General features: G+C 44.1%; 16 protein-coding genes. 11 read left to right on the top strand and 5 right to left on the bottom strand.

Annotated elements, in window-relative coordinates; genetic code table 11:
* Positions 1-3 precede the first annotated feature (3 nt).
* A complete protein-coding gene (locus NSS67_RS21620; RefSeq protein ID WP_339315653.1) occupies positions 4-309 on the bottom strand; it encodes a rhodanese-like domain-containing protein in 306 nt (101 codons plus the stop codon).
* 109 nt (positions 310-418) lie between these two features.
* Here NSS67_RS21620 and aroA point away from each other — a divergent pair, with 109 nt between their 5' ends.
* The 7 genes from aroA to NSS67_RS21585 all read left to right on the top strand — a co-directional run bounded on the left by aroA (position 419) and on the right by NSS67_RS21585 (position 9,581).
* Entirely contained in the window at positions 419-1,711 is a 1,293-nt protein-coding gene (gene aroA, locus NSS67_RS21615) for a 3-phosphoshikimate 1-carboxyvinyltransferase (protein WP_339315651.1), read from the top strand.
* Positions 1,712-1,786: 75 nt separating this feature from the next.
* A complete protein-coding gene (locus tag NSS67_RS21610) occupies positions 1,787-2,221 on the top strand; it encodes a CoA-binding protein (protein WP_339315650.1) in 435 nt (144 codons plus the stop codon).
* Between the two features lie 460 nt (positions 2,222-2,681).
* Positions 2,682-3,350, top strand: coding sequence for a hypothetical protein (locus NSS67_RS21605; RefSeq protein ID WP_339315649.1), 669 nt, complete (start codon positions 2,682-2,684; stop codon positions 3,348-3,350).
* Positions 3,351-3,822: 472 nt separating this feature from the next.
* The gene (locus NSS67_RS21600; RefSeq protein WP_339315648.1) at positions 3,823-5,709 is read left to right on the top strand and encodes a glucose PTS transporter subunit IIA; all 1,887 of its coding nucleotides are present in this window, start codon (positions 3,823-3,825) and stop codon (positions 5,707-5,709) included.
* On the top strand, positions 5,706-7,475 hold the full coding sequence (gene ptsP / locus NSS67_RS21595) for a phosphoenolpyruvate--protein phosphotransferase (RefSeq protein WP_339315647.1): 1,770 nt from the start codon (positions 5,706-5,708) through the stop codon (positions 7,473-7,475). Before NSS67_RS21600 ends, ptsP begins: the two co-directional genes overlap by 4 nt.
* 182 nt (positions 7,476-7,657) lie before the next feature.
* Positions 7,658-8,188 (top strand): sigma-70 family RNA polymerase sigma factor, encoded by a 531-nt coding sequence (locus tag NSS67_RS21590; protein ID WP_339315646.1) that lies wholly within the window; start codon positions 7,658-7,660, stop codon positions 8,186-8,188.
* On the top strand, positions 8,181-9,581 hold the full coding sequence (locus NSS67_RS21585; protein WP_339315645.1) for a DUF4179 domain-containing protein: 1,401 nt from the start codon (positions 8,181-8,183) through the stop codon (positions 9,579-9,581). The genes NSS67_RS21590 and NSS67_RS21585 overlap by 8 nt, the downstream gene beginning before the upstream one ends.
* A gap of 369 nt (positions 9,582-9,950) precedes the next feature.
* Here NSS67_RS21585 and NSS67_RS21580 read toward each other — a convergent pair whose 3' ends face one another.
* Positions 9,951-10,475, bottom strand: a complete 525-nt coding sequence (locus NSS67_RS21580; protein WP_042126813.1) for a type 1 glutamine amidotransferase domain-containing protein — start codon at positions 10,473-10,475, stop codon at positions 9,951-9,953.
* Positions 10,476-10,681: 206 nt separating this feature from the next.
* Here NSS67_RS21580 and NSS67_RS21575 point away from each other — a divergent pair, with 206 nt between their 5' ends.
* From NSS67_RS21575 to NSS67_RS21565, 3 genes are all read left to right on the top strand, one after another.
* Positions 10,682-11,134, top strand: coding sequence for a hypothetical protein (locus NSS67_RS21575; protein WP_339315643.1), 453 nt, complete (start codon positions 10,682-10,684; stop codon positions 11,132-11,134).
* 263 nt (positions 11,135-11,397) lie between these two features.
* On the top strand, positions 11,398-12,408 hold the full coding sequence (ccpA, locus tag NSS67_RS21570) for a catabolite control protein A (RefSeq protein WP_036686140.1): 1,011 nt from the start codon (positions 11,398-11,400) through the stop codon (positions 12,406-12,408).
* A gap of 91 nt (positions 12,409-12,499) precedes the next feature.
* Positions 12,500-13,195, top strand: a complete 696-nt coding sequence (locus tag NSS67_RS21565; protein WP_339315642.1) for a 5'-methylthioadenosine/adenosylhomocysteine nucleosidase — start codon at positions 12,500-12,502, stop codon at positions 13,193-13,195.
* Between the two features lie 7 nt (positions 13,196-13,202).
* On the opposite strand, the gene NSS67_RS21560 is transcribed toward NSS67_RS21565, so the two are convergent.
* Positions 13,203-13,835, bottom strand: coding sequence for a GNAT family N-acetyltransferase (locus NSS67_RS21560; protein ID WP_339315641.1), 633 nt, complete (start codon positions 13,833-13,835; stop codon positions 13,203-13,205).
* 160 nt (positions 13,836-13,995) lie between these two features.
* On the opposite strand from NSS67_RS21560, the gene acsA reads away from it, so the two are divergent.
* Positions 13,996-15,720, top strand: coding sequence for an acetate--CoA ligase (acsA, locus tag NSS67_RS21555; RefSeq protein ID WP_339315640.1), 1,725 nt, complete (start codon positions 13,996-13,998; stop codon positions 15,718-15,720).
* Between the two features lie 82 nt (positions 15,721-15,802).
* Here acsA and NSS67_RS21550 read toward each other — a convergent pair whose 3' ends face one another.
* Together NSS67_RS21550 and rpsD are read right to left on the bottom strand one after the other, a co-directional pair.
* Positions 15,803-18,715 (bottom strand): transglycosylase domain-containing protein, encoded by a 2,913-nt coding sequence (locus tag NSS67_RS21550; RefSeq protein WP_339315639.1) that lies wholly within the window; start codon positions 18,713-18,715, stop codon positions 15,803-15,805.
* A gap of 145 nt (positions 18,716-18,860) precedes the next feature.
* Positions 18,861-19,460 carry a 30S ribosomal protein S4 gene (gene rpsD / locus NSS67_RS21545; RefSeq protein WP_339315638.1) on the bottom strand — a complete coding sequence of 200 codons (600 nt, stop codon included), beginning with the start codon at positions 19,458-19,460 and terminating at the stop codon, positions 18,861-18,863.
* Between the last annotated feature and the right edge of the window lie 356 nt (positions 19,461-19,816).

Genomic DNA, 19,816 nt, shown 5'->3' with positions numbered 1-19,816 from the left:
CTTTTAAGAGAGTGTCTCATTCCATTCGATCATACCGCCGTTTAAATTTGTAGCGTTATAGCCAAACTGTTGTAGATATTCGCAGACACGCTGGCTTCGAGCACCAGATCGGCAGATAAAGATTACTTTGGCATCGCTTGGAATATCCTCTGTACGATGTGGGATTTCTCCCATTGGGATATGCTGTGCACCGGGAATCATCCCGAAGGCAACCTCTTCGTCTTCGCGAACGTCGATGAGTACAAGGTCTTCACCTGTCTCTAGACACTGCCGCAATTCTTGCGGTGTGATTTGTGGAACATTATACATGGTTGTGACCTCTTTTCATCAGAAGAATGGTTTAATGATAACACAAGCATGGAACACCCTGTCAAACGAGCACTACATACAAATATATCTACTAAGGAGAGTTTATATTATGGACGTTATTGTTAGGCCAACGCCATCTCTACAAGGAGAATTTGGGGCCCTCTCTTCCAAAAACTATACCACTCGTTATTTGCTGGTTGCCGCATTGTCAGAAGGTGTAAGTACGATTTATCATCCGGCACATAGTGAAGATAGCGACGCCATCCGTCGTTGTATTGCTGATCTGGGAGCTGTGCTGACAGAGGATGATGAGAAGATTGTGATTCAAGGCTTTGGACGCAAACCGAAGGATGTTAAGGAACTTAATGTGGGAAATGCTGGAGCAGTACTACGTTTTCTAATGGCTGTGGCTGCGCTAAGCCCTGAGGTTACATTCGTAAACACGTATCCTGACTCATTAGGCAAACGACCGCATGACGACCTGATCGTGTCTCTAGAACAGCTTGGTGTGAAGGTAGAGCATAATGAAGGAAAGCTGCCGATCACAATACGTGGAGGTAAACCTGTTGGGGGTAAAATCACAGTTTCCGGTGCAGTCAGCTCCCAGTTCCTAAGTGCGCTGCTGTTCCTGACACCATTGCTTGAAGAAGATAGTGAAATTATTGTCCTTGATGATTTGAAATCGAAGGTTGTCGTAGGCCAGACACTAGAAGTATTAGAGCAGGCGGGAATTGTGGTTCATGCGGCGGACGATTATATGTCCTTTAAAGTGCCGGGTCGTCAAGCTTACGCGGCTAAGACATATACTGTTCAAGGTGACTATCCTGGCTCTGCGGCTATTCTTGCGGCTGCTGCTGTTACAAAGTCGGATGTTAAGGTTCATCGACTTGTGGAACAGAGTAAACAGGGAGAGAGAGCGATTGTCGATGTGCTGCGTATGATGGAAGTACCTCTTACACATGAAGAGGGCACTGTACACGTACAAGGAAACGGTGTTCTAAAAGCCGTTGAATTTGACGGAGATGCTGCAACCGATGCAGTGCTGGCAATGGTGGCTGCTGCTGTATTTGCAGAAGGTACATCGCGATTCTACAACGTTGAGAATCTGCGGTATAAGGAATGTGATCGTATTACCGATTACTTGGCAGAGTTAACCCGTGCAGGAGCTAATGTTGAGGAACGCCGCGATGAGATTATTGTTCACGGCATGCCGGAAGGGGTCGAAGGTGGTGTAACCATCAATGCGCATTACGACCACCGTGTAATTATGGCGCTGTCAGTTGTTGGTTTACGTGCTCGTAAGCCGCTCCTGATCAAAGATGCTCACCATGTGGCTAAATCTTATCCGCAATATTTTGATCACTTACGTGCGCTTGGTGCGAATGTGGAGTGGGTACAATAGAAGTAAGGGAGCTAGCGCATCTAGCTTCAGTTAAACAAGGATCATTAAGTGTAACTATGGAAAGGGGCACTATCTATGAGCTTTGAGAATCCAAGTCGGGAGCAGATCGGAGATATCCTTGCTTCCGCAGGTAACATTGCTGTTGTTGGCTTATCCGACAAAACAGACCGTACCTCCTATATGGTCGCGGGTGCTATGCAAAGTCGGGGATATCGGATCATCCCTGTAAACCCATTGGTTGACGGTGAAATACTAGGAGAGAAGTGCTATCACACGTTAGCGGAAATTCCAGAGCCGGTGGATATTGTCAATGTGTTCCGTCGAAGTGAACACTGTGCAAAGGTCGCGCAGGAGGCCGCTGACATCGGCGCACGTGTGCTCTGGCTCCAGCAGGGGGTAATCAGCAAGGAAGCCGCTAAAATCGCCGCTGAGCACGGTATGACGGCGATTATGGACCGATGCATCAAGGTCGAGGAAGCGATCACGATGCATGGGCGTACTCGGACGTAGGAGAGACGGTTAAACACTTATCCGACTACCGATAAAATGTGTGGTCGGAGGTAGTTGGTCGGTGACTTTCGCGCCGAAGAATCGACATCGAGTGAACAATGAACCGATGAACCGACATTAAGTGAACGAAGAACAATGTACCGACATCGAGCGAACGATGACTAATGAACCGACGACCCAACATTAAGTGAACGATGAACAATGTACCGACGACCCAGCGAACCAACCAACTAACCAATCAACGAACTTTTGGCGCTGACGTAATTGCGGCTTAAATATTGGGGCATAAATAATGAAGATCAGCCAATATAAGAAGTATTGTTTGATTACTACGGGTTGTATTATTTTTAATGTAAATCACCAATTGAGCTTGTTATACTGAAGTCAGACGAAGAACGTCCTTTAACCGCATGGTTGCGGTGAAGGGCGTTTTTTTATTTTTGCAGAGGAGGATAGAAATATGGAATTTGAAGAAGCGCATGGTTTGTTTATTGACAAACACTTGATGGAGAGATCAGGAGAAAGAAGGGGAAGGCTTGTTAGAGGGCATAATTATGCTGAGAAGCTGTTCTTACAGAATGTATGGTGGCCGTTGTTTGAGAGCCTCGATGATTTGCATCCAGAATACGAAGTGTACGACTGGAACCGCAAATATCAGTTTCTAGACTTCGCTTTTCTTCCACGGAGCGGCGGTTGCTTCGGGATTGAGTGTGACGGATTTCAAAGTCATGTGAAGGACATGGACCGCGAGAGATTCAACTATGCAGTTAATCGGGACACTTTTCTGACTGGAATGGAGTGGAAGATGATTCATTTTTCTGTTGACGATCTTCAGCATCGCCCCGAGGTGTGCCGGATGCTTTTACAATTGGTGCTGGCACCTCATTTTGCGCGTAAATCTGCAGGCGTAGATATTTTATCCGAGGAGAAGGAGGTGTTGCGTTTGGCTTGGCGTCTGGGTAGGGCGATACGACCAAAGGATGTGACCACGCATTTCAGTATCAACTTTCGGACCGCGCGCAGATTGTTACACTCGTTGAGTGAGAAAGGGCTGCTAAAGCCTGTTATTACGGGGGAACGAGTGCGACAATACGAAGTGAGAGCTATGCGGCCGGATCAAATGTGGTAGGTGTATCTTTAGGGGCTGTTGAAGAAAATAGTTGCACTTCGTGCAACTAAATCGTAAAAATCGGTATGCTAATGCGAAATAGATGTATTTTGTACACTTAAAAGTTGTTAAAGATAAGGTTAAGCGTGAAATTGTCCGAAATAGTTGTATGAAGTGCAGTTAAATTAGTGCGCAGAGGTACATCGATAAGAATAGTTGCACAAAATACATTTATTCTCGATTGTAGCTTATGTGGAATCTCCTATGTGGAATCCATCTTTAGAATTCCCACTCCAAGATTGCCAGAATCCCAGTATCGTTCACTTCATATCTCTTTGTGAATACCTGCTGTTCTATGAATTTAAATGAATAAATGTTAAGCGGACTGTTAGAACATGTGTTTTAAAATAACCGGAGCTTTCCCTAGAGTTTATTTTGACAAAAACCCCCGCAACGCTTACCATTCAATATAGAAAGAAAGGAGAGGGTAGCCTTGAATTGGCTCGGATCATTGCAGCAATTGGGCAGAGCCATAATGCTTCCTACCATGGTACTGCCGGCGGCAGCCATTTTGCTTAGTTTGGGCAGCTTACCTTGGTCTGCATGGGGACTTTCTTCGGTATCCGAAGTGGCTACATACGCTGGGCAGGGAATCTTTTATTTTATGCCTTATTTGTTCGCTGTGGGTGTAGCATGGGGATTATCCAATCAAGCTGGAACGGCGGGTCTTGCAGCACTGGCTGGAATGTTCACTTACGACCGGATTGTTACCCATATGGGAGACGGGCTTGTACAACCTGCAACACTTATCGGAATTTTGCTGGGTATAGTCGCCGGTATCGCTCAAAACCGGTTTAAAAATATCAAGCTTCCAGAGGCGATCCAGTTTTTTGGAGGGTCGCGTTTTGTTTTGCTGTTCATGGGTTTGTTTTCGGCTGTCTTTGCATGGGTGATGTTAGGGATATCTCCACTTCTGCAAAGAGGACTGGATGATCTTTTTCAAGGAATATTGCAGACGGGCGGATTTGGCGTTTTTATTTATGCAGTGCTGTATAGAGTGCTAACAGCCTTCGGTCTTCACCATATTCTTAACAATGTGTTTTGGTTTCAGTTAGGAAACTATACAACTCCTGATGGTAGCACTGTTATTCAGGGGGATTTGCCACGTTTTTTTGCGGGGGATCCTACGGCGGGCATTTTTATGGCGGGTTTGTTTCCAATTATGATGTTTGCACTGCCAGCCATTGCTTTTGCAATTATTCAGGAAGCACGCGAGGATTTGAAGCCTAAGATTAAAAAGACTTTCATGCGGGCGGCTATGGTCTGTTTTCTAACTGGGGTTTCGGAGCAGATCGAATTCGCGTTTTTGTTTGCGTCTCCGTATTTATTCGCAGTACATACTGTAATGTCCGGTCTAGCTATGGTGCTGACCTATATGCTTGGGATTCATCATGGGTTCTCTTATTCCGCAGGCGCAATTGACTTCTTTTTGAACTTGCATCTGTCACAGAGGGCTTGGCTCTTGATTCCGATCGGTATTGGCTATGGGATTGTATATTATAATTTGTTCCGCTGGGCGATTCGCCGTTTTCAGATCCCGACACCAGGGCGTGAAGAAGGTTCGGAACTCGGTGATTGGGCAGGCAACATTCCGTATCAGGCACCTCTGATCTTGGAGGCGCTTGGTGGTAAGGAAAACATTGTACAAGTACAATCTTGTATCACCCGTTTGAGGCTTACCGTCCACAATGATCGATTTATTGATACTGGGGCGCTTAAAGGTCTTGGTTCTGCTGGGATTATCAAGCTCGGTGGTGGGAATGTTCAGGTAGTATTTGGTACGTATTCTGAGCTGATACGCGAGGAAATTAATAAGCTGATGCTTCGTGATTTGCCGCAGGTGCTGTTCAGTTCTCCTATGCAGGGTAGAATGATGCCTATTGAGGAAGTACCTGATCACATCTTTGCTGCTAAGCTAGTGGGTGATGGTGTTGCATTTTTGCCGGAAAAAGGGGAGCTTACTTCACCTGTATTCGGGAAAGTTATGCACGTCTACCCTACAATGCATGCCGTTGGTATTGCTACGCCGGAAGGGCTGGAAGTACTCATGCATATAGGGATCGATACTTCGCAGCTTAAAGGGCCATTTGAGGCAGTTGTAAAAGAAGGCGACAGCGTAGAGCCAGGTCAATTACTAGTTAAATTCGACCTCGCTTACTTGCGTGAACATGCGGCCTCATTGGCTACACCAATGGTGATTACGAATCCTGATCGAGTAAAATCATGGAGCTATGCTCCATTTAAAAATGTTAAAAAGGGGCAATCTTCAGTAATGTCCGTAGTCTTACATGAAAGTAACGTTGGAGGGATAGAAGGATGATACAAGGCATAGGCGCAGCAGCAGGTGTAGCTATCGGGAAGGCCTTTGTCTTACCGAACTGGGAGTGGAGTTTACCAGACACACAAGTGAACCCAGTGGATCTAGCTAAGGAGTTTGAGCGTTTATACGAAGGTATCCGTACCTCTAAGGACGAAATTGAATTCATCAAAAAAGAGTTCAGAGAAGTGGTCGGTCCGGAGGAATCCAGCATTTTTGATGCTCATCTAGCGATATTGGATGATCCGGTGTTCATGAGTGAAATCCGGGGGATTATTGAGCGCCAGTACAAGGCGGCGGAAGTGGCTGTAAAAGAAGCGATTGATCATTTTGTAGCGATGTTTGATCTGCTAGATGATGAATACATGAAGGAGCGGGCGGTTGATATCAAGGATGTCGGCAACCGTCTGCTAAAGCATCTTCTAGGTGCTCCGGAAGTCACGTTACCATCGGATACACAGCCGTATATTCTCGTTGCGAAGGAGTTATCTCCTTCCCAGTTAGCTCACTTGAACCCAACTTATGTTCTAGGTATTGTTACCATGATGGGCGGTAAAACTTCACATTCTTCCATTATGGCTCGTGCGCTGGGCATTCCGCTCGTAGCTGGTTTGGAGAATAAACTGTCTAATCCTATTCAGACCGGGGACATGCTCGTGATTGACGGAGATACCGGATCTGTACAAATCCATCCTGATGAGATAACGATAAATGAATTTGTTTCTATTCGGAATAAGCAGCACAAAAAGAAAGAACAACTGGAATTGCTCGCTACAGTGGAGGCCGTCACAAAGGATGGAGTTAATCTACGTTTGGCCGGTAATATCAGTTCAGTTAAAGAACTAAATTTAGCGCTCAAGTATGGAGCTGAAGGTGTAGGTTTATTCCGTACAGAGTTCCTTTATATGGATCGCAGTTCTTTCCCAACAGAGAATGAACAATTCGAAGTGTATAAACAAGTTGTCGAGAAGGTGGGCAACCATATGGTTGTGATCCGTTCACTGGATATTGGCGGGGACAAACATCTGGATTACTTCCAGCTACCAGAAGAACAGAATCCGTTCCTTGGTTATCGTGCCATTCGTATCAGCTTGAATCGACTGGATATGTTCAAAACCCAGCTAACTGCTATTTTGCGGGCGAGCGCATATGGGAATGTAAAGCTAATGTTCCCAATGATATCTTCCTTAGATGAATTGCAAGCTGCAAAAGCTGTATTGGAAGAAGTGAAGACGGAACTAGAGCAGCGAGACATACCGTTCAATCGGAATATCCCAGTCGGTATTATGATTGAAGTCCCAGCTGCGGTTATGATTGCGGATTTACTGGCTGAAGAAGTTGACTTTTTCAGTATCGGTACTAACGATTTGGTGCAATATGTACTAGCAGTGGACCGTATGAATGAACAAATTGCGCATATGTATCATCCTTATCATCCCGCGGTTCTGCGAATGATTCGTATGACTGTAGAAGCAGCGCGTAATGCAAAAATAGATATTAGTGTATGTGGTGAAATGGCGGCAGATGAGCGTTCTTTACCACTTTGGTTGGAGCTAGGAATTAGTGATCTGAGCATGTCGCCGCAAGCACTGCTGAAAGTTAAACACCGTACCCTGAATACACTGGCTATGGATGCCAGAAGGGTTGCCAAAGCTTGCTTCCATCATCGTACAAGCTCGGAGACGGAAGAGATCCTAAGTGCTTTTACTCAGAAAAGCGGTGTAACGCTTGGTGCAAGCGGGGAAACTAAAGAGAAAGCTTCATCCTAGTTATCGAGCACTACAGCTCTTCAAGTCCACATCAAGGTTCGGCATTCTTGCCGAGCCTTTTTCTTTTGTACTAGATCGTTATAAAAAAAGCAAAACCGTTTGCGCTTCGGCGCAGTCAATACATAAAGAGAGTTGCACAGGAATGATTTATGCGTAAAGGCAGGGGGGAGGACAGAACAAGAATGGAACACATTATAAATGACGAAATGAAAATTGTCGCTACGGATGAAGAAACATTTTACGAGCTGGTGGCTGTGCAGAAAAGAAAGCTTTACAGCATTGCCTACAGCTATTTACGAAACGAAGCGGATTCTCTGGAAGTTCTGCAGGAGGCAACCTGCCGCGCATGGATTAAGCGTAAGAGCTTAAAGGACTCCGAGAGGTTTGCTCCTTGGTTAACACGTATTCTGATCAATTGCTGTAACGATGAGTTAAAGCGCAGAAAGAGGAACACAGTCGCAGCAGCTGCTCGAAGCGATGAGGGGATCATGGAGATGAAAAGCGACCGCAGACTAGACATGGAGCAAGCGCTGGATGGGGTAAAGCCGAAGTATCGTCAGGTGCTTGTGCTTAAGTATTACAAGGATATGACGCTTACAGAAATTGCAGAGATTCTTGATAAACCGGAGGGCACAGTGAAGACGTGGCTCAACAAAGGTCTGAAACAACTGCGCGACAGAATGAAACGGAAGGGGGATCTATTTTATGGCTGAGTCAGAGGAAAAGCTTCTTAATGACTTTTTTCAGAGAATCAATGTCGATGCTGAGGAAATCCCAGATGTTAAACTGGACGCGGCGATTCGCAAAGGGATGCAGCTTGGTAACGGTAAAAGGTTGTCTTTTAGAAAAAGGTACGCTGTTGTTGTGTTGGCGGTCTTGGCCATCGCCTTACTCATTATTGTGCCTTGGGCAAATCAGCTGGCCGTTCCTGTACGTGCGCAGTTACCTCCAAAAAGCTGGGGACAGCTTGAGGTGTTTAGACCCATTATTGCAAATAATCTGACGATTAAATCAGCACTTGATGCAGGGATGATGAGGGAAGTGAATATTTCTTCACCTGAGGTGGACGGGATAAAGTGGACGGTTAATGGAATTATGGCCGATCGAAGAGGGATTGCGGTTCTGTATACAATTGAAAACAATACAGATCGGAAGATGCAGCTGTTTGGACTATCCTTGAAAAAGACTCCTGAAAGTAATATTTATCGCACAGGATACAGCGGGTTTAGCACTACTAATGCACAAGAGGTTGGATCTCCTGGGACGACTCGTATGTACGAGCAAATCGTATGGGATAAATATCAGGATGAGCTGGAAGAAGCGTTAAATATTTCTCTAAGGTTGCTTCCAACACCTGATGATCCAGCTCTATCAAGCGGTGAGCTTAAACCTTTAAACATTCAGATTCCAATGGATACCAACAAGGATTATATTCAAGGAAAAAGAGTTGATCTGAAGGATAGTCTGTCTATCGCCGGTCAGCAAATTAATATGGAGAATATCTATATTGGACCTACGGGTATTTATATGCGGGAAAGATATGGCCAAGAGAATACAATGAGGATATTTAGTTTGCTTTCACCTAAACTTGTCATCGGAAATGGAGAGCAACAAGAGGAATTAATGTGGCTATATGGTTCGAATATCTATCATAATAACAATATGAGACCTGATGATCCGATTAAATTTGAAGTTGAAGGAATCAATGCACTGGATAATACAAAGATGGAGCTTGTGATTAACACCGAAACCCAGCAGATTCTGAAGGTACCGGACAGCAATCTGACAATTTCCAAACGAATGGAGAACGAAGAGCAGGGAATTCTGGTGTTGGATTACTTTATTCCTAAAGAATATAAGGATTCGCTTAATGATAGGGGGTTTGGATTGAGCGATTATTTTGAAGATAGCTCTGGAAGTGGGCATATGATGGAAACTATCAAAGATGGTTACTCGGGATATAAAGAGTTTAATGAAAGTAGTAAGGGAACTACAATAACTTATCTCTTCAATGTAGGCAAGGAAAAGCTACCCCAACCGTTGACTTTCTGGTTTAATTCTTATCCAAACGTAATCAAGGAGAATTCGTCCATTCGGATCAGATAATTAGGTGCTCAATACTAATTATACAAGTATGCAAAGGAGCTAAGCAGTTTGTAAATGCATAGCCCCTTCGTTTTTGTCGTCCACTACAGTCATTTAAGCAGCCACAGTTATGTTTTATTACAAGTATCCTACCGCTACACACTCTATCGAAGGCTCGTTGGAGCAGAATAAGATTAATCAGGGAAAATCTCCCTAAAACATTCGTGTAATTGCAAAAAATCGGCTCGATTACGGAATACTTCCCTAATTAATGTACGATTTCCCCGCTTTATTACCATTCCAGCTGATAATCAGGGAGAAATTCCATAATTGTTGGCGTGGAAGGTGTATATAGCGAATAATCAGGGAGAAATTCCGCAATTGTAGTAATTACTCCCCAGCAAGTGCATCGCAAAAGGCTTTGCCGTAAGGCGGCAGATCTGGCGGCCGACGAGCGGAGATGATATGTCCATCTGTAACCACAGCCTCATCTTTCCAAATGGCTCCGGCATTCTCCATATCATCACGAATTCCTGGAGTGGAGGTGACAGTTACACCTTCTAGAATTTTAGCGGAGATTAACACCCAACCTGCGTGGCAAATCTGCCCTATAGGTTTCTTAGCTGCATTGAAATCCTGCACGAGCTTTAGAACGGCGCTATATCTGCGGATTTTATCCGGAGCCCAGCCGCCAGGAACTAGTATTCCATCATAATCAGCAGCGTTTAAATCGTCCCAGGAATACTCTGCTTTTGCAGGTACACCGTATTTGCCGATATACGTCTTATCTTTTTCCAAACCTGCCAAGTGAACCTCGGCACCTTCTTCTCTTACTCGGTACACGGGATACCAGAGCTCCAAATCTTCAAATTCATCGTCTACGAGTGCTATGACCTTTTTTCCAGCTAGTCTCATTTTGTTATGCTCCTTTCGTATCACGTGATCTTTCATATTCTATCAAATTTAAAATACGAAGTCATCTGAAGGGTTGTAAATTATAGACGAATTGCCAATTTAATCATTATATGCAATTAAGGAGGGTTTTAATCGAGTGAAGTCGAATATAGAAATTGAAAAGACATACTTTGTACTTAATTAATATCTTGCAAGAGGTGTAGAAGATGTATACAGATAACTTAATGGAGAAGTTGTGCAGCTGTGGTGGCCTCATGTCCTTACATATGCATTCATTGATTTTTAATACGAAGATGAAGATTACACATGTTCCTGTCTATACTTGTCCGAAATGTACTAGTTATGAGCCAATGTCGTTTATTAAAACAGATCTAGGGAAGTTAGTGAAAGAACTGAATGCTGATGTGCCAAGACAAGACTTTTCGTTTACAGAAAGGAATGAATTGGCTAGTGTCCTAAAGGATTCTTTGTCTGAAGGTGTTGTCGGGGGATTTCAAGAATTAGAGTTAGCTATCCGAGAGGCAATTCAGACTAGAGTGGATATGTTGCTTGACATATACCGATTAGCAGAGGTGCTTACCGACCAGAAATGGATGGAAGAAACTAGTCGAAGATTGTCTCAATTAACGTTCCAAACGACCAAAAACGCAAATTATTAAAATAATTTGTGAAAATAATGAAAAACTTTCACGGAATGTTGGATTTTTCACTCACTTTTTGTTACGATATAAAGAAGTTACATTATGTGCTCGTGAATTGGGAAACCAGCACTAGTCACAAGTTGTAATTTATGGTTACGTATTCAGCCTTGAAAGAATTTTTGAAAGGAAAATGAAGCGTTATCATTGCACAAATGTACAAAGTGTCGTATCATATTTTTAATTAGTCGAACGATAAAATTTATCGCAATGGAGAGAGTAATTTGACGGTAACCATTTACGATGTAGCTCGAGAAGCAGGCGTATCTATGGCTACGGTATCACGGGTTGTGAATAATAACCCTAACGTGAAACCGCAGACTCGGAAGAAAGTTTTTGAAGCGATTGAGCGTTTGGGGTATCGTCCCAATGCTGTGGCGCGAGGACTTGCCAGTAAGAAAACGACAACCGTTGGGGTTGTCATCCCGGATATTTCAAACTCGATTTTTGCAGAAATTGCACGCGGGATTGAAGATATCGCGAACATGTATCATTACAATATCATATTGTGTAACGCGGATAAGCGTAAAGAAAAGGAAATCCGTGTCATCAATACCCTTTTGGAGAAACAGGTCGATGGTCTGCTCTTCATGGGTGGTACGGTAACTGATGAACATATTCAAGCATTCCAGACATCTGCAGTTCCAATTGTTCTTTGTGCAACACGTGATGAGAAGGGAACCTATCCTTCAGTTGACATTGATCATGAAACCGCTGCTTTTGATGCTGTGAATACGCTGATTCGTCACGGTCACCGTGAGATCGCAATGATCTCTGGTACGTTGCAGGATCCTGCGAATGGATATGCGCGTTTCCATGGTTATAAGAAGGCACTTGAACAGGCTGGAATCGAGTACCAAGAGGACTTGGTGCGTATTGGTAACTACCGCTATGAATCTGGTGTCGAAGCCATGAAGTATTTCCTTGGACTTAAGAAGAAACCAACTGCTATTTTTGCCGCAACAGACGAGATGGCTATTGGTGCAATTCACAGTATTCAGGATGAAGGTTTGAAGGTACCGGATGACTTCTCCATTATTAGTGTGGATAACATCCGTATGGCTTCGATGGTTCGTCCATTGTTGACAACAGTAGCTCAGCCTATGTATGACTTAGGCGCGGTAGCGATGAGACTCTTGACGAAACTCATGAAGAAAGAGACTGTTGAGAATCCACGGGTTATCTTGCCTCATGAAACGATTCTTCGTTTGTCTGTTAATCATCTGAATAAGTAATTTAAGAACTAAACAATAATTCCGTAGAAAGCTCCTTTTGGAGCTTTTTATGCTTTTTTACAGAGAAAAATCTTCGAAGGAGGCGTTGACTTTGCGTGAAATTATCGGATTAATTGGTGCAATGGATGAAGAAATTAAGCTTTTGCTGGAAGGGATGGAGAATAAGGAGGCGAAAGTCAAAGCAGGAATTCATTATTACATAGGAAATATATTAGGAAAGTCGGTAGTGCTCTGTAAATCTGGGGTAGGCAAAGTGAATGCTGCGGTTACGACACAAATTCTAATCCATTCCTTTGGTGTATCACGTGTGTTGTTTACTGGGGTTGCTGGAGCTGTGCACCCTGAATTGAATATTGGAGATATTGTAATATCGTCTACTTGTGTACAGCATGATATGGATGCTACGGCGCTTGGGTTTTCAAGAGGCGAAATACCTTATCAGGAAAATTCCATTTTTCAGGCAGACCCTGCATTGGTACAACTTGCTGAGAGGGCGTGCAACGAGCTAGGCCAAAAGTACTTGGTCGGCAAGGTGCTTTCAGGGGATCAATTCATTTCTAATGCGGAGATTGTAGCTAAATTAAGAGAGGAATTGGATGGAGCATGTGTGGAAATGGAAGGGGCGTCGGTTGCTCAAGTATGCGAGATGAACGCCACTCCCTTTGTTATTATTCGTTCGATGTCAGATAAGTCTGATGGGTCAGCAGAGGTGAATTTTAAGCAATTCACGGTGGAAGCCTCACATCGCTCACATTCTATACTAGAATTTATGCTGCAGCACCTCTAATAGTTATTTAGTACATAAAGCGCTGTCTAAAGCGTACCCTGTCAAAGGTCTCCTGTGAGGACATGGGTACCTCTTGTCCTATACGAACCATTAGACAGTTCGCTGGATGTGAACAGATTTCGGGATCATCCGTAGCATACCAAACCATATTTACTGTTTTCATTAGTCGCTCCATCATTTGACGATAAGCCCATACATCAAGCCCGCTTCCTTTTAAATCCCAGTGCCAATAATACTCTGTTGTGAAGACAATACAATTCTCCAATTGCTCCTGCTCAAAAGCAGTGGAAATCAGCAGCCGGCCAAGTCCGGCTCCCCTATAATCATTACTCACCTCAATAGCCCCAAGCTCAACTAGATCCATCATTCCACCCTGTGACCACAGCTCCATTTCATCCGGATAATGAAAGGTTACATAGCCTACAATAGTGTCATTCTCTACAGCTGTAATTATACGTCCTTCTGCCAAGCTAGCAATCTCTACAAGAGCTTCTTTCTGTTCTATCGGCTTACGGAAGGCATCGAGATCAAGATGCATGTGGAGGGCTTCTAGGTCCTCTGGAGATCGGGGGCCGCTTACTGTAATTGTTCTACCTTTATATGAAAGTGTATGGGAAACAGGGATTTTTCGATGTTCCATAGCCGCGCTCCTTTCAGATGATAAAATATGGAATGTAAACGTTTGCTATGATATACTAATTCAGACATAAAAAATTCACATTCATTGCATTGACATCATTATCTAAGAGAAGAGTCTTACCCTTAAAGCTTAAATCAAACGAGTGAGGGAGGCAAGAGTGATGGGTCAAGTCCATAGCGAAATTTTGCCTGGCCGTGTGCAGAGCTCCAATATGTCTGATTACACCCAGGCAGTAGCCAATTTTAAGTGGGAGGATGTTGAACGTAACTTCTCATGGTATGACACTGGCAAAGTAAATATGGCACATGAAGCAGTGGATCGCCACGTTCAAGAAGGACGGGGAGCGACAACGGCCCTGCTCTACAGTGATGCGGTGCGGGATGAATCCTATACATTTGCCGATCTGCAGGAACGGTCGAATCGGTTCGGAAATGTATTGCGTAAATATGGTATCGGTAAGGGAGATCGGGTATTTATTTTTATGCCTCGTCAACCGGAACTATATTTTAGTTTACTAGGCATTTTGAAGATTGGGGCAATAGCAGGCCCTCTGTTCGAAGCCTTCATGGAGACAGCAGTTAAGGACCGGCTGGAAGATAGCGGTGCCGTTGCTTTAGTTACTACGCCTGAACTACTTCATCGTGTAAAACGAGATGAGCTTCCGAATTTGCGTCATATTTTTCTAGTAGGCGGTACCACTGATATCGAGCAAGGTAACTTAGGCTTCACTGAGGAGATGGCTAGCGCATCTTCTGATCTCGATTTGGAATGGCTCGACCTGGACGATGGCCTTATCATGCATTATACATCTGGTTCTACGGGAAAACCTAAAGGCGTTTATCATGTACAAAGAGCAATGATTCAACATTATTATACAGGTAGAGTGGTGCTGGATCTACGACCGGATGATATTTACTGGTGTACAGCAGATCCGGGCTGGGTGACAGGAACATCTTACGGAATATTTTCTCCATGGTTAAATGGGGCAACGAATGTTGTGAGAGGGGGGCGGTTTAGCCCTCAGGATTGGTACAAGACGATTGAACGAAATAAAGTTAGTGTTTGGTACAGTGCACCTACAGCGTTTCGTATGTTGATGGGTGCAGGAGAGAGTTCTATTCAGGGGATTGATTTGAGCAGCCTGCGCCATGTCCTGTCTGTTGGAGAGCCGTTAAATCCTGAAGTAGTACGGTGGGGAGATAAATTTTACAATCAGCGCATTCATGATACTTGGTGGATGACAGAGACGGGGGCGCAGCTGATCTGCAACTATCCTGGAATGGATATCAAACCAGGCTCTATGGGTCGTCCGTTACCGGGTATTGAAGCGGCGATTCTAGATGATAAAGGCAATGTTCTTCCGCCATTCTCTATGGGTAATCTTGCGATACGGACTCCTTGGCCATCCATGATGAATTCGATCTGGAACAATCAGACGAAGTATGAGGAGTATTTCCGTATTCCTGGCTGGTACATTTCTGGTGATTCCGCATATATGGATGATGATGGATATTTCTGGTTCCAAGGACGGATTGATGACGTTATCAACTCTTCTGGTGAGCGTATTGGACCCTTTGAAGTGGAGAGTAAATTGGTAGAGCATCCAGCTGTGGCAGAAGCGGGCGTAATTGGTAAACCAGACCTTGTGCGGGGAGAAATTATTAAGGCGTTTATCTCGCTCAGGGAAGGCTATACTCCTACTGCTGCTCTCAAAGAGGAGATCGCGGCATTTGTTAAAGCCGGACTGTCTGCACATGCTGCACCTAGAGAGATTGAATTTAAGGATAAGCTTCCTAAGACACGATCTGGTAAAATTATGCGGCGTGTATTAAAGGCTTGGGAGCTTCACCTCCCGACTGGCGATTTATCAACGATAGAGGATTAGATTGGATTATAAAAAACACCGTTCCCTTATGAATTCAAGGGAACGGTGTTTTACTGTGTGGATTTATTCTAATGACTACTTATTAATGGTTTCCAGTCGTATTACCGGCTGTTCCACTATTACTGTTTCCGTTACTGTTACCTTCGCCAGTTGGCGTTGATGTAGGAGTGGGTAGAATGGTTCCTGGAACATCAATATCCTCTCCTGGAGTGCTCTCAGAGTCTGTAGGAGGCGTTGTCTCCGGTTGCTGATCCGGAGTTGGTGTTGCTTCCGGTGTTGGTGTAACACCTCCAGAAACGCTACCAGAAGACGTCTCATTACCTGCGACATCAACGGCAGTAACATAGAATATTGCATTGGCACTCGCAGGCGTTCCTGGAGAGAACGACTTATTCTCGTCAGCCATGATTACAGCTTGCTTCTGGAAAGACCCACCGTTTAAAGAGCGATATAAGCGGTATCCTACTACATCTGCAGAGCCACTTGGGGAGAAGGTGATCACAGCTTTCCCAGTACTATATGAGACATTAACATTCCCAGGAGCAGTAGGGGCAGTGCCATCGTCCACGCGTGGATCGACTTCAGTAGGGAAATCTGTCTTAGCATCAGCTGGCATATAATACTCCAGCGATTTATGATCCTTCATCTTAGGGAAGGCTGCCAAGAGCTCCTTAACTAATTCCTGGATTGGTTTATCACGTTTGACTACGATTTTTTCCTTCAGGAAATCCTCTGGTGTACCTTCGAGCGGGATATAATTGACGCCATTGTAAGTAATATACTTGGCTTTGGAAATCCCATCGTCGCGCTCAGTAGGTACATATTTCACATTGAATATATCCGTTGTGAATTTGTCTGTCAGATCCGTTGGCAGTTTACCGCTGTATGCGGAAACTGTCTTTTTGGTAATTCCTTCAGGTTGTGTGAATTTGTCTGTAACAAACAAGTCGGGCTGCTTATCAATAACAGCATTCATGACTTTAGCCCATAAGGTCTGTGCTTGTCGTTTTTGTGTATCTCCTGTAAGGGTATTGATTTGTTCTTTATAACCAACCCACATGCCAAGTGTGACATCAGGTGTGTAGCCCATGAACCAAACATCTCCGTAGTTCTGAGTGGAGCCAGTTTTACCTACAATCGGAACATCTTTAAAGTGTTTATAATCTCTTCTTACTGTACTTGCAGTACCTTCTGTGATTACTGTACGCAGCATATCGGTCATTAGATAAGCAGTTTGCTCAGAGAATACTTGTTCAGGGTTAACCTTGTGCTGGTAAACAATCTTGCCTTCCGAATCCACAATCTTCTCGATCATGTAAGCATCATTAAATGCTCCCTTATTGCCAATGGCGGAATAGGCATTGGTTAATTCTTCAACAGAGGTACCGTATCGAAGACCACCTATAACCCCAGTTTGCGCGCTGTAATCATCTTCGGTGAGGGTAGTAATCCCTAGCTTTTTAGTAAAGGCCCAAGCATCCTCTATTCCGACCTTCTCGTTAAACAGTTTAAGCGCCGGTATATTGAGGGATTTATTAAGCGCATAGCGAGCAGTAACTAAGCCTTGATAACGATTGTTAGCATTTTTAGGGATATGGAAGCCTTTTCCACCATCCTTCAAAATGATTGGAGCATCGTCCAAGATCCCAGCAGGTTGAATCAGTCCTGCATCCAAGGCAGGTAAGTATGCTGAAATCGGCTTCATCGTAGAACCAGGCTGCCGGATCATTTGGGTTGCGTAGTTCATTTGCTCGACATTAAAATCGCGACCCTCAATCATACCGAGAATGGCTCCGGTCTTGTTGTCGATCAACATGCCAGCCGTCTGTTCGATACCTTTTGTTTTGCTGTCCTTGGTGAAATTATTACTATCTTCGGAAATACTGTGCATTGCACTGTATACTTTCTTATCAATCGTGGTGTAGACTCGGTAACCACCGGTCATTAACTGTTGTCTTGCTTCCTCAAGAAGTACGGTATCATCACTAGAGCTAGCAGTATCAGTTGTACCGTTTTTCTCTTCATTTAGTGACAGAATAATCTCAGCCGCTTTACGCTCGGTTTCCAGCATTAAGTATGGATATGTAGCGTAGGCTTTCTTGGTGTGAGGAGCAAGAGAACTCTTAATATCAAATTTAAGAGCTTCATCATACTGAGAGGTAGTGATTTTGTTCTCCTCTAGCATACGACGCAGTACAAGCTGTTGACGGTCTATAGCTCTATTGAACGCCTTTTCGTTAAATTCTCCAACGCCATTGAAGGCCGAATATTTGGATGGGAGCTGTGGAAGACCGGCCAAATACGCCGCTTGGGCAATATTCAACTTGTCTAGATCATCCAGACCGAATATACCTTTGGATGCAGCTTTAATCCCAAATACGTTGTAGCCATTCGAACCATTACCAAACGGAACCTTGTTCAGATAAGCCGTTAAAATCTCTTGCTTGGTCAAAAAACGCTCTAGTCTAAGCGAGAGTAGAATTTCTTTTGCTTTGCGATCTTCTGTGCGATCTAGATTGAGGAATACACGTCTAGCGAGCTGTTGAGTAAGTGTACTGCCTCCGGTCTGAACGGATTCATTTAATAACTTTTGTTTGACGGCACGTAAGGTGCCTTTGAAATCCACGCCATTATGCTCATTGAAATTATTGTCCTCAATAGCGAGAACTGCATCAATAATAATCTGGGGGATATCGTTGTATTCAATGAGCCTTCGGTCTTCTTCTGTACGAAGCTGGCCGATCGGTGCACCATCACGGAAGTATGCGAATCCGGTGATAGAATTTTGGCTGACTTGCTGTTGAATCATTTCCTCGGAGCGAACAGGCTCATCCTTCACCATGGAAGTGACATATCCTGCTGCTGCACCACCGACGAATAGAATGCCTATTATGCCAAGAATAAACATCCACTTAACTACAGAACCGAACTTGCTAAGCCCAGATCTGCGGGGTGAAGGCTTCTTTACGTTTTTTTTCTTGTTCTCTTGAACCATCGATGATAATTCCTCCTTTTAACGGAATTATTATAGCACAATTTGGCGATTTTGAATGCATTCGGAGTGTCGATACCCTATTAGAATAACAAAAAGCCTCCGGATAAATCCGGAGGCTTTGGTCATACTCGCTATAAGCGAGATATTAACGGTTGTAGAACTCGACGATTTGTTTCTCATCGATATCCTGGGAAAGCTCGGAACGTTCTGGCAAACGAATGAATTTACCTTCGAAAGATCCTTCAGCAGATTCCAGGTAAGCTGGAAGGTGGGAACGGTTAGCAAGAGCTTCTTTGATGGAAGCCATGCTTTGGCTCTTCTCGCGAAGACCAATAACGTCGCCCAAGCTTACACGGTAAGAAGCGATGTCGACTTTTTTGCCGTTTACAGTTACGTGTCCGTGGGATACCAACTGACGTGCACCAGCACGGGAGTTAGCAAATCCAAGACGGTAAACTAGGTTGTCCAAGCGGCTTTCAAGCAAGAACATGAAGTTTTCGCCCGCAAGACCTGGAAGTTTTTGTGCTTTAGTGAAGAGTGTGCGGAATTGCTTCTCTCCCAAGCCGTACATGTGACGCAGTTTTTGTTTTTCTAAAAGCTGCATTCCGTAGTTACTTACTTTTCTGCGTTGGTTAGCGCCGTGTTGTCCTGGTGGGAAAGGGCGTTTCAGGTCTTTGCCTGTACCGCTAAGGGAAATGCCCAGACGGCGGCTGAGTTTGAATTTAGGTCCGGTGTAACGTGCCATGTTATAGTAGACTCCTTTATAATTGAAATTTCAGGGTAGGGCCTATTTGCGCCGCATTTCGTATCCGTGATTAGCATTAATGGCTTCCACACTGCCAGGGAAGTTCAGCCGCTGCCCTGGTAGTAACGAAATGCGTGAGGGTGACACAACGTTACGCCCAATTAAGACTTGTTACAGTCTTGTTCAACAATAAATATTATATGAATACAGTATATAAAGTCAAGCGTATATTAAAAGAGTTTTTGTCAATCTTTGTCGATAGTTCTTTGGTCCTAAAAAAAAGTCCCGGAAATGATGAAAATATAATGCAATACACAAAGAAAGAGAGTAAAATATAGTTAATTAGTTGTTGTTGT

It is taken from the genome of Paenibacillus sp. FSL R10-2734, from assembly GCF_037963865.1.
In the GTDB taxonomy this organism is placed as follows: domain Bacteria; phylum Bacillota; class Bacilli; order Paenibacillales; family Paenibacillaceae; genus Paenibacillus_AQ.
The sequence above is the reverse complement of the archived record's forward strand: the minus strand, read 5'-3'. Positions and strand labels throughout refer to the sequence as shown.

Coding starts and splice junctions, on each gene's coding strand:
- NSS67_RS21620 (WP_339315653.1), bottom strand. CDS start 309: ATGTATAATGTTCCACAAATCACACCGCAAGAATTGCGGCAGTGTCTA.
- aroA (WP_339315651.1), top strand. CDS start 419: ATGGACGTTATTGTTAGGCCAACGCCATCTCTACAAGGAGAATTTGGG.
- NSS67_RS21610 (WP_339315650.1), top strand. CDS start 1,787: ATGAGCTTTGAGAATCCAAGTCGGGAGCAGATCGGAGATATCCTTGCT.
- NSS67_RS21605 (WP_339315649.1), top strand. CDS start 2,682: ATGGAATTTGAAGAAGCGCATGGTTTGTTTATTGACAAACACTTGATG.
- ptsP (WP_339315647.1), top strand. CDS start 5,706: ATGATACAAGGCATAGGCGCAGCAGCAGGTGTAGCTATCGGGAAGGCC.
- NSS67_RS21590 (WP_339315646.1), top strand. CDS start 7,658: ATGGAACACATTATAAATGACGAAATGAAAATTGTCGCTACGGATGAA.
- NSS67_RS21585 (WP_339315645.1), top strand. CDS start 8,181: ATGGCTGAGTCAGAGGAAAAGCTTCTTAATGACTTTTTTCAGAGAATC.
- NSS67_RS21580 (WP_042126813.1), bottom strand. CDS start 10,475: ATGAGACTAGCTGGAAAAAAGGTCATAGCACTCGTAGACGATGAATTT.
- NSS67_RS21575 (WP_339315643.1), top strand. CDS start 10,682: ATGTATACAGATAACTTAATGGAGAAGTTGTGCAGCTGTGGTGGCCTC.
- NSS67_RS21560 (WP_339315641.1), bottom strand. CDS start 13,835: ATGGAACATCGAAAAATCCCTGTTTCCCATACACTTTCATATAAAGGT.
- acsA (WP_339315640.1), top strand. CDS start 13,996: ATGGGTCAAGTCCATAGCGAAATTTTGCCTGGCCGTGTGCAGAGCTCC.
- NSS67_RS21550 (WP_339315639.1), bottom strand. CDS start 18,715: ATGGTTCAAGAGAACAAGAAAAAAAACGTAAAGAAGCCTTCACCCCGC.
- rpsD (WP_339315638.1), bottom strand. CDS start 19,460: ATGGCACGTTACACCGGACCTAAATTCAAACTCAGCCGCCGTCTGGGC.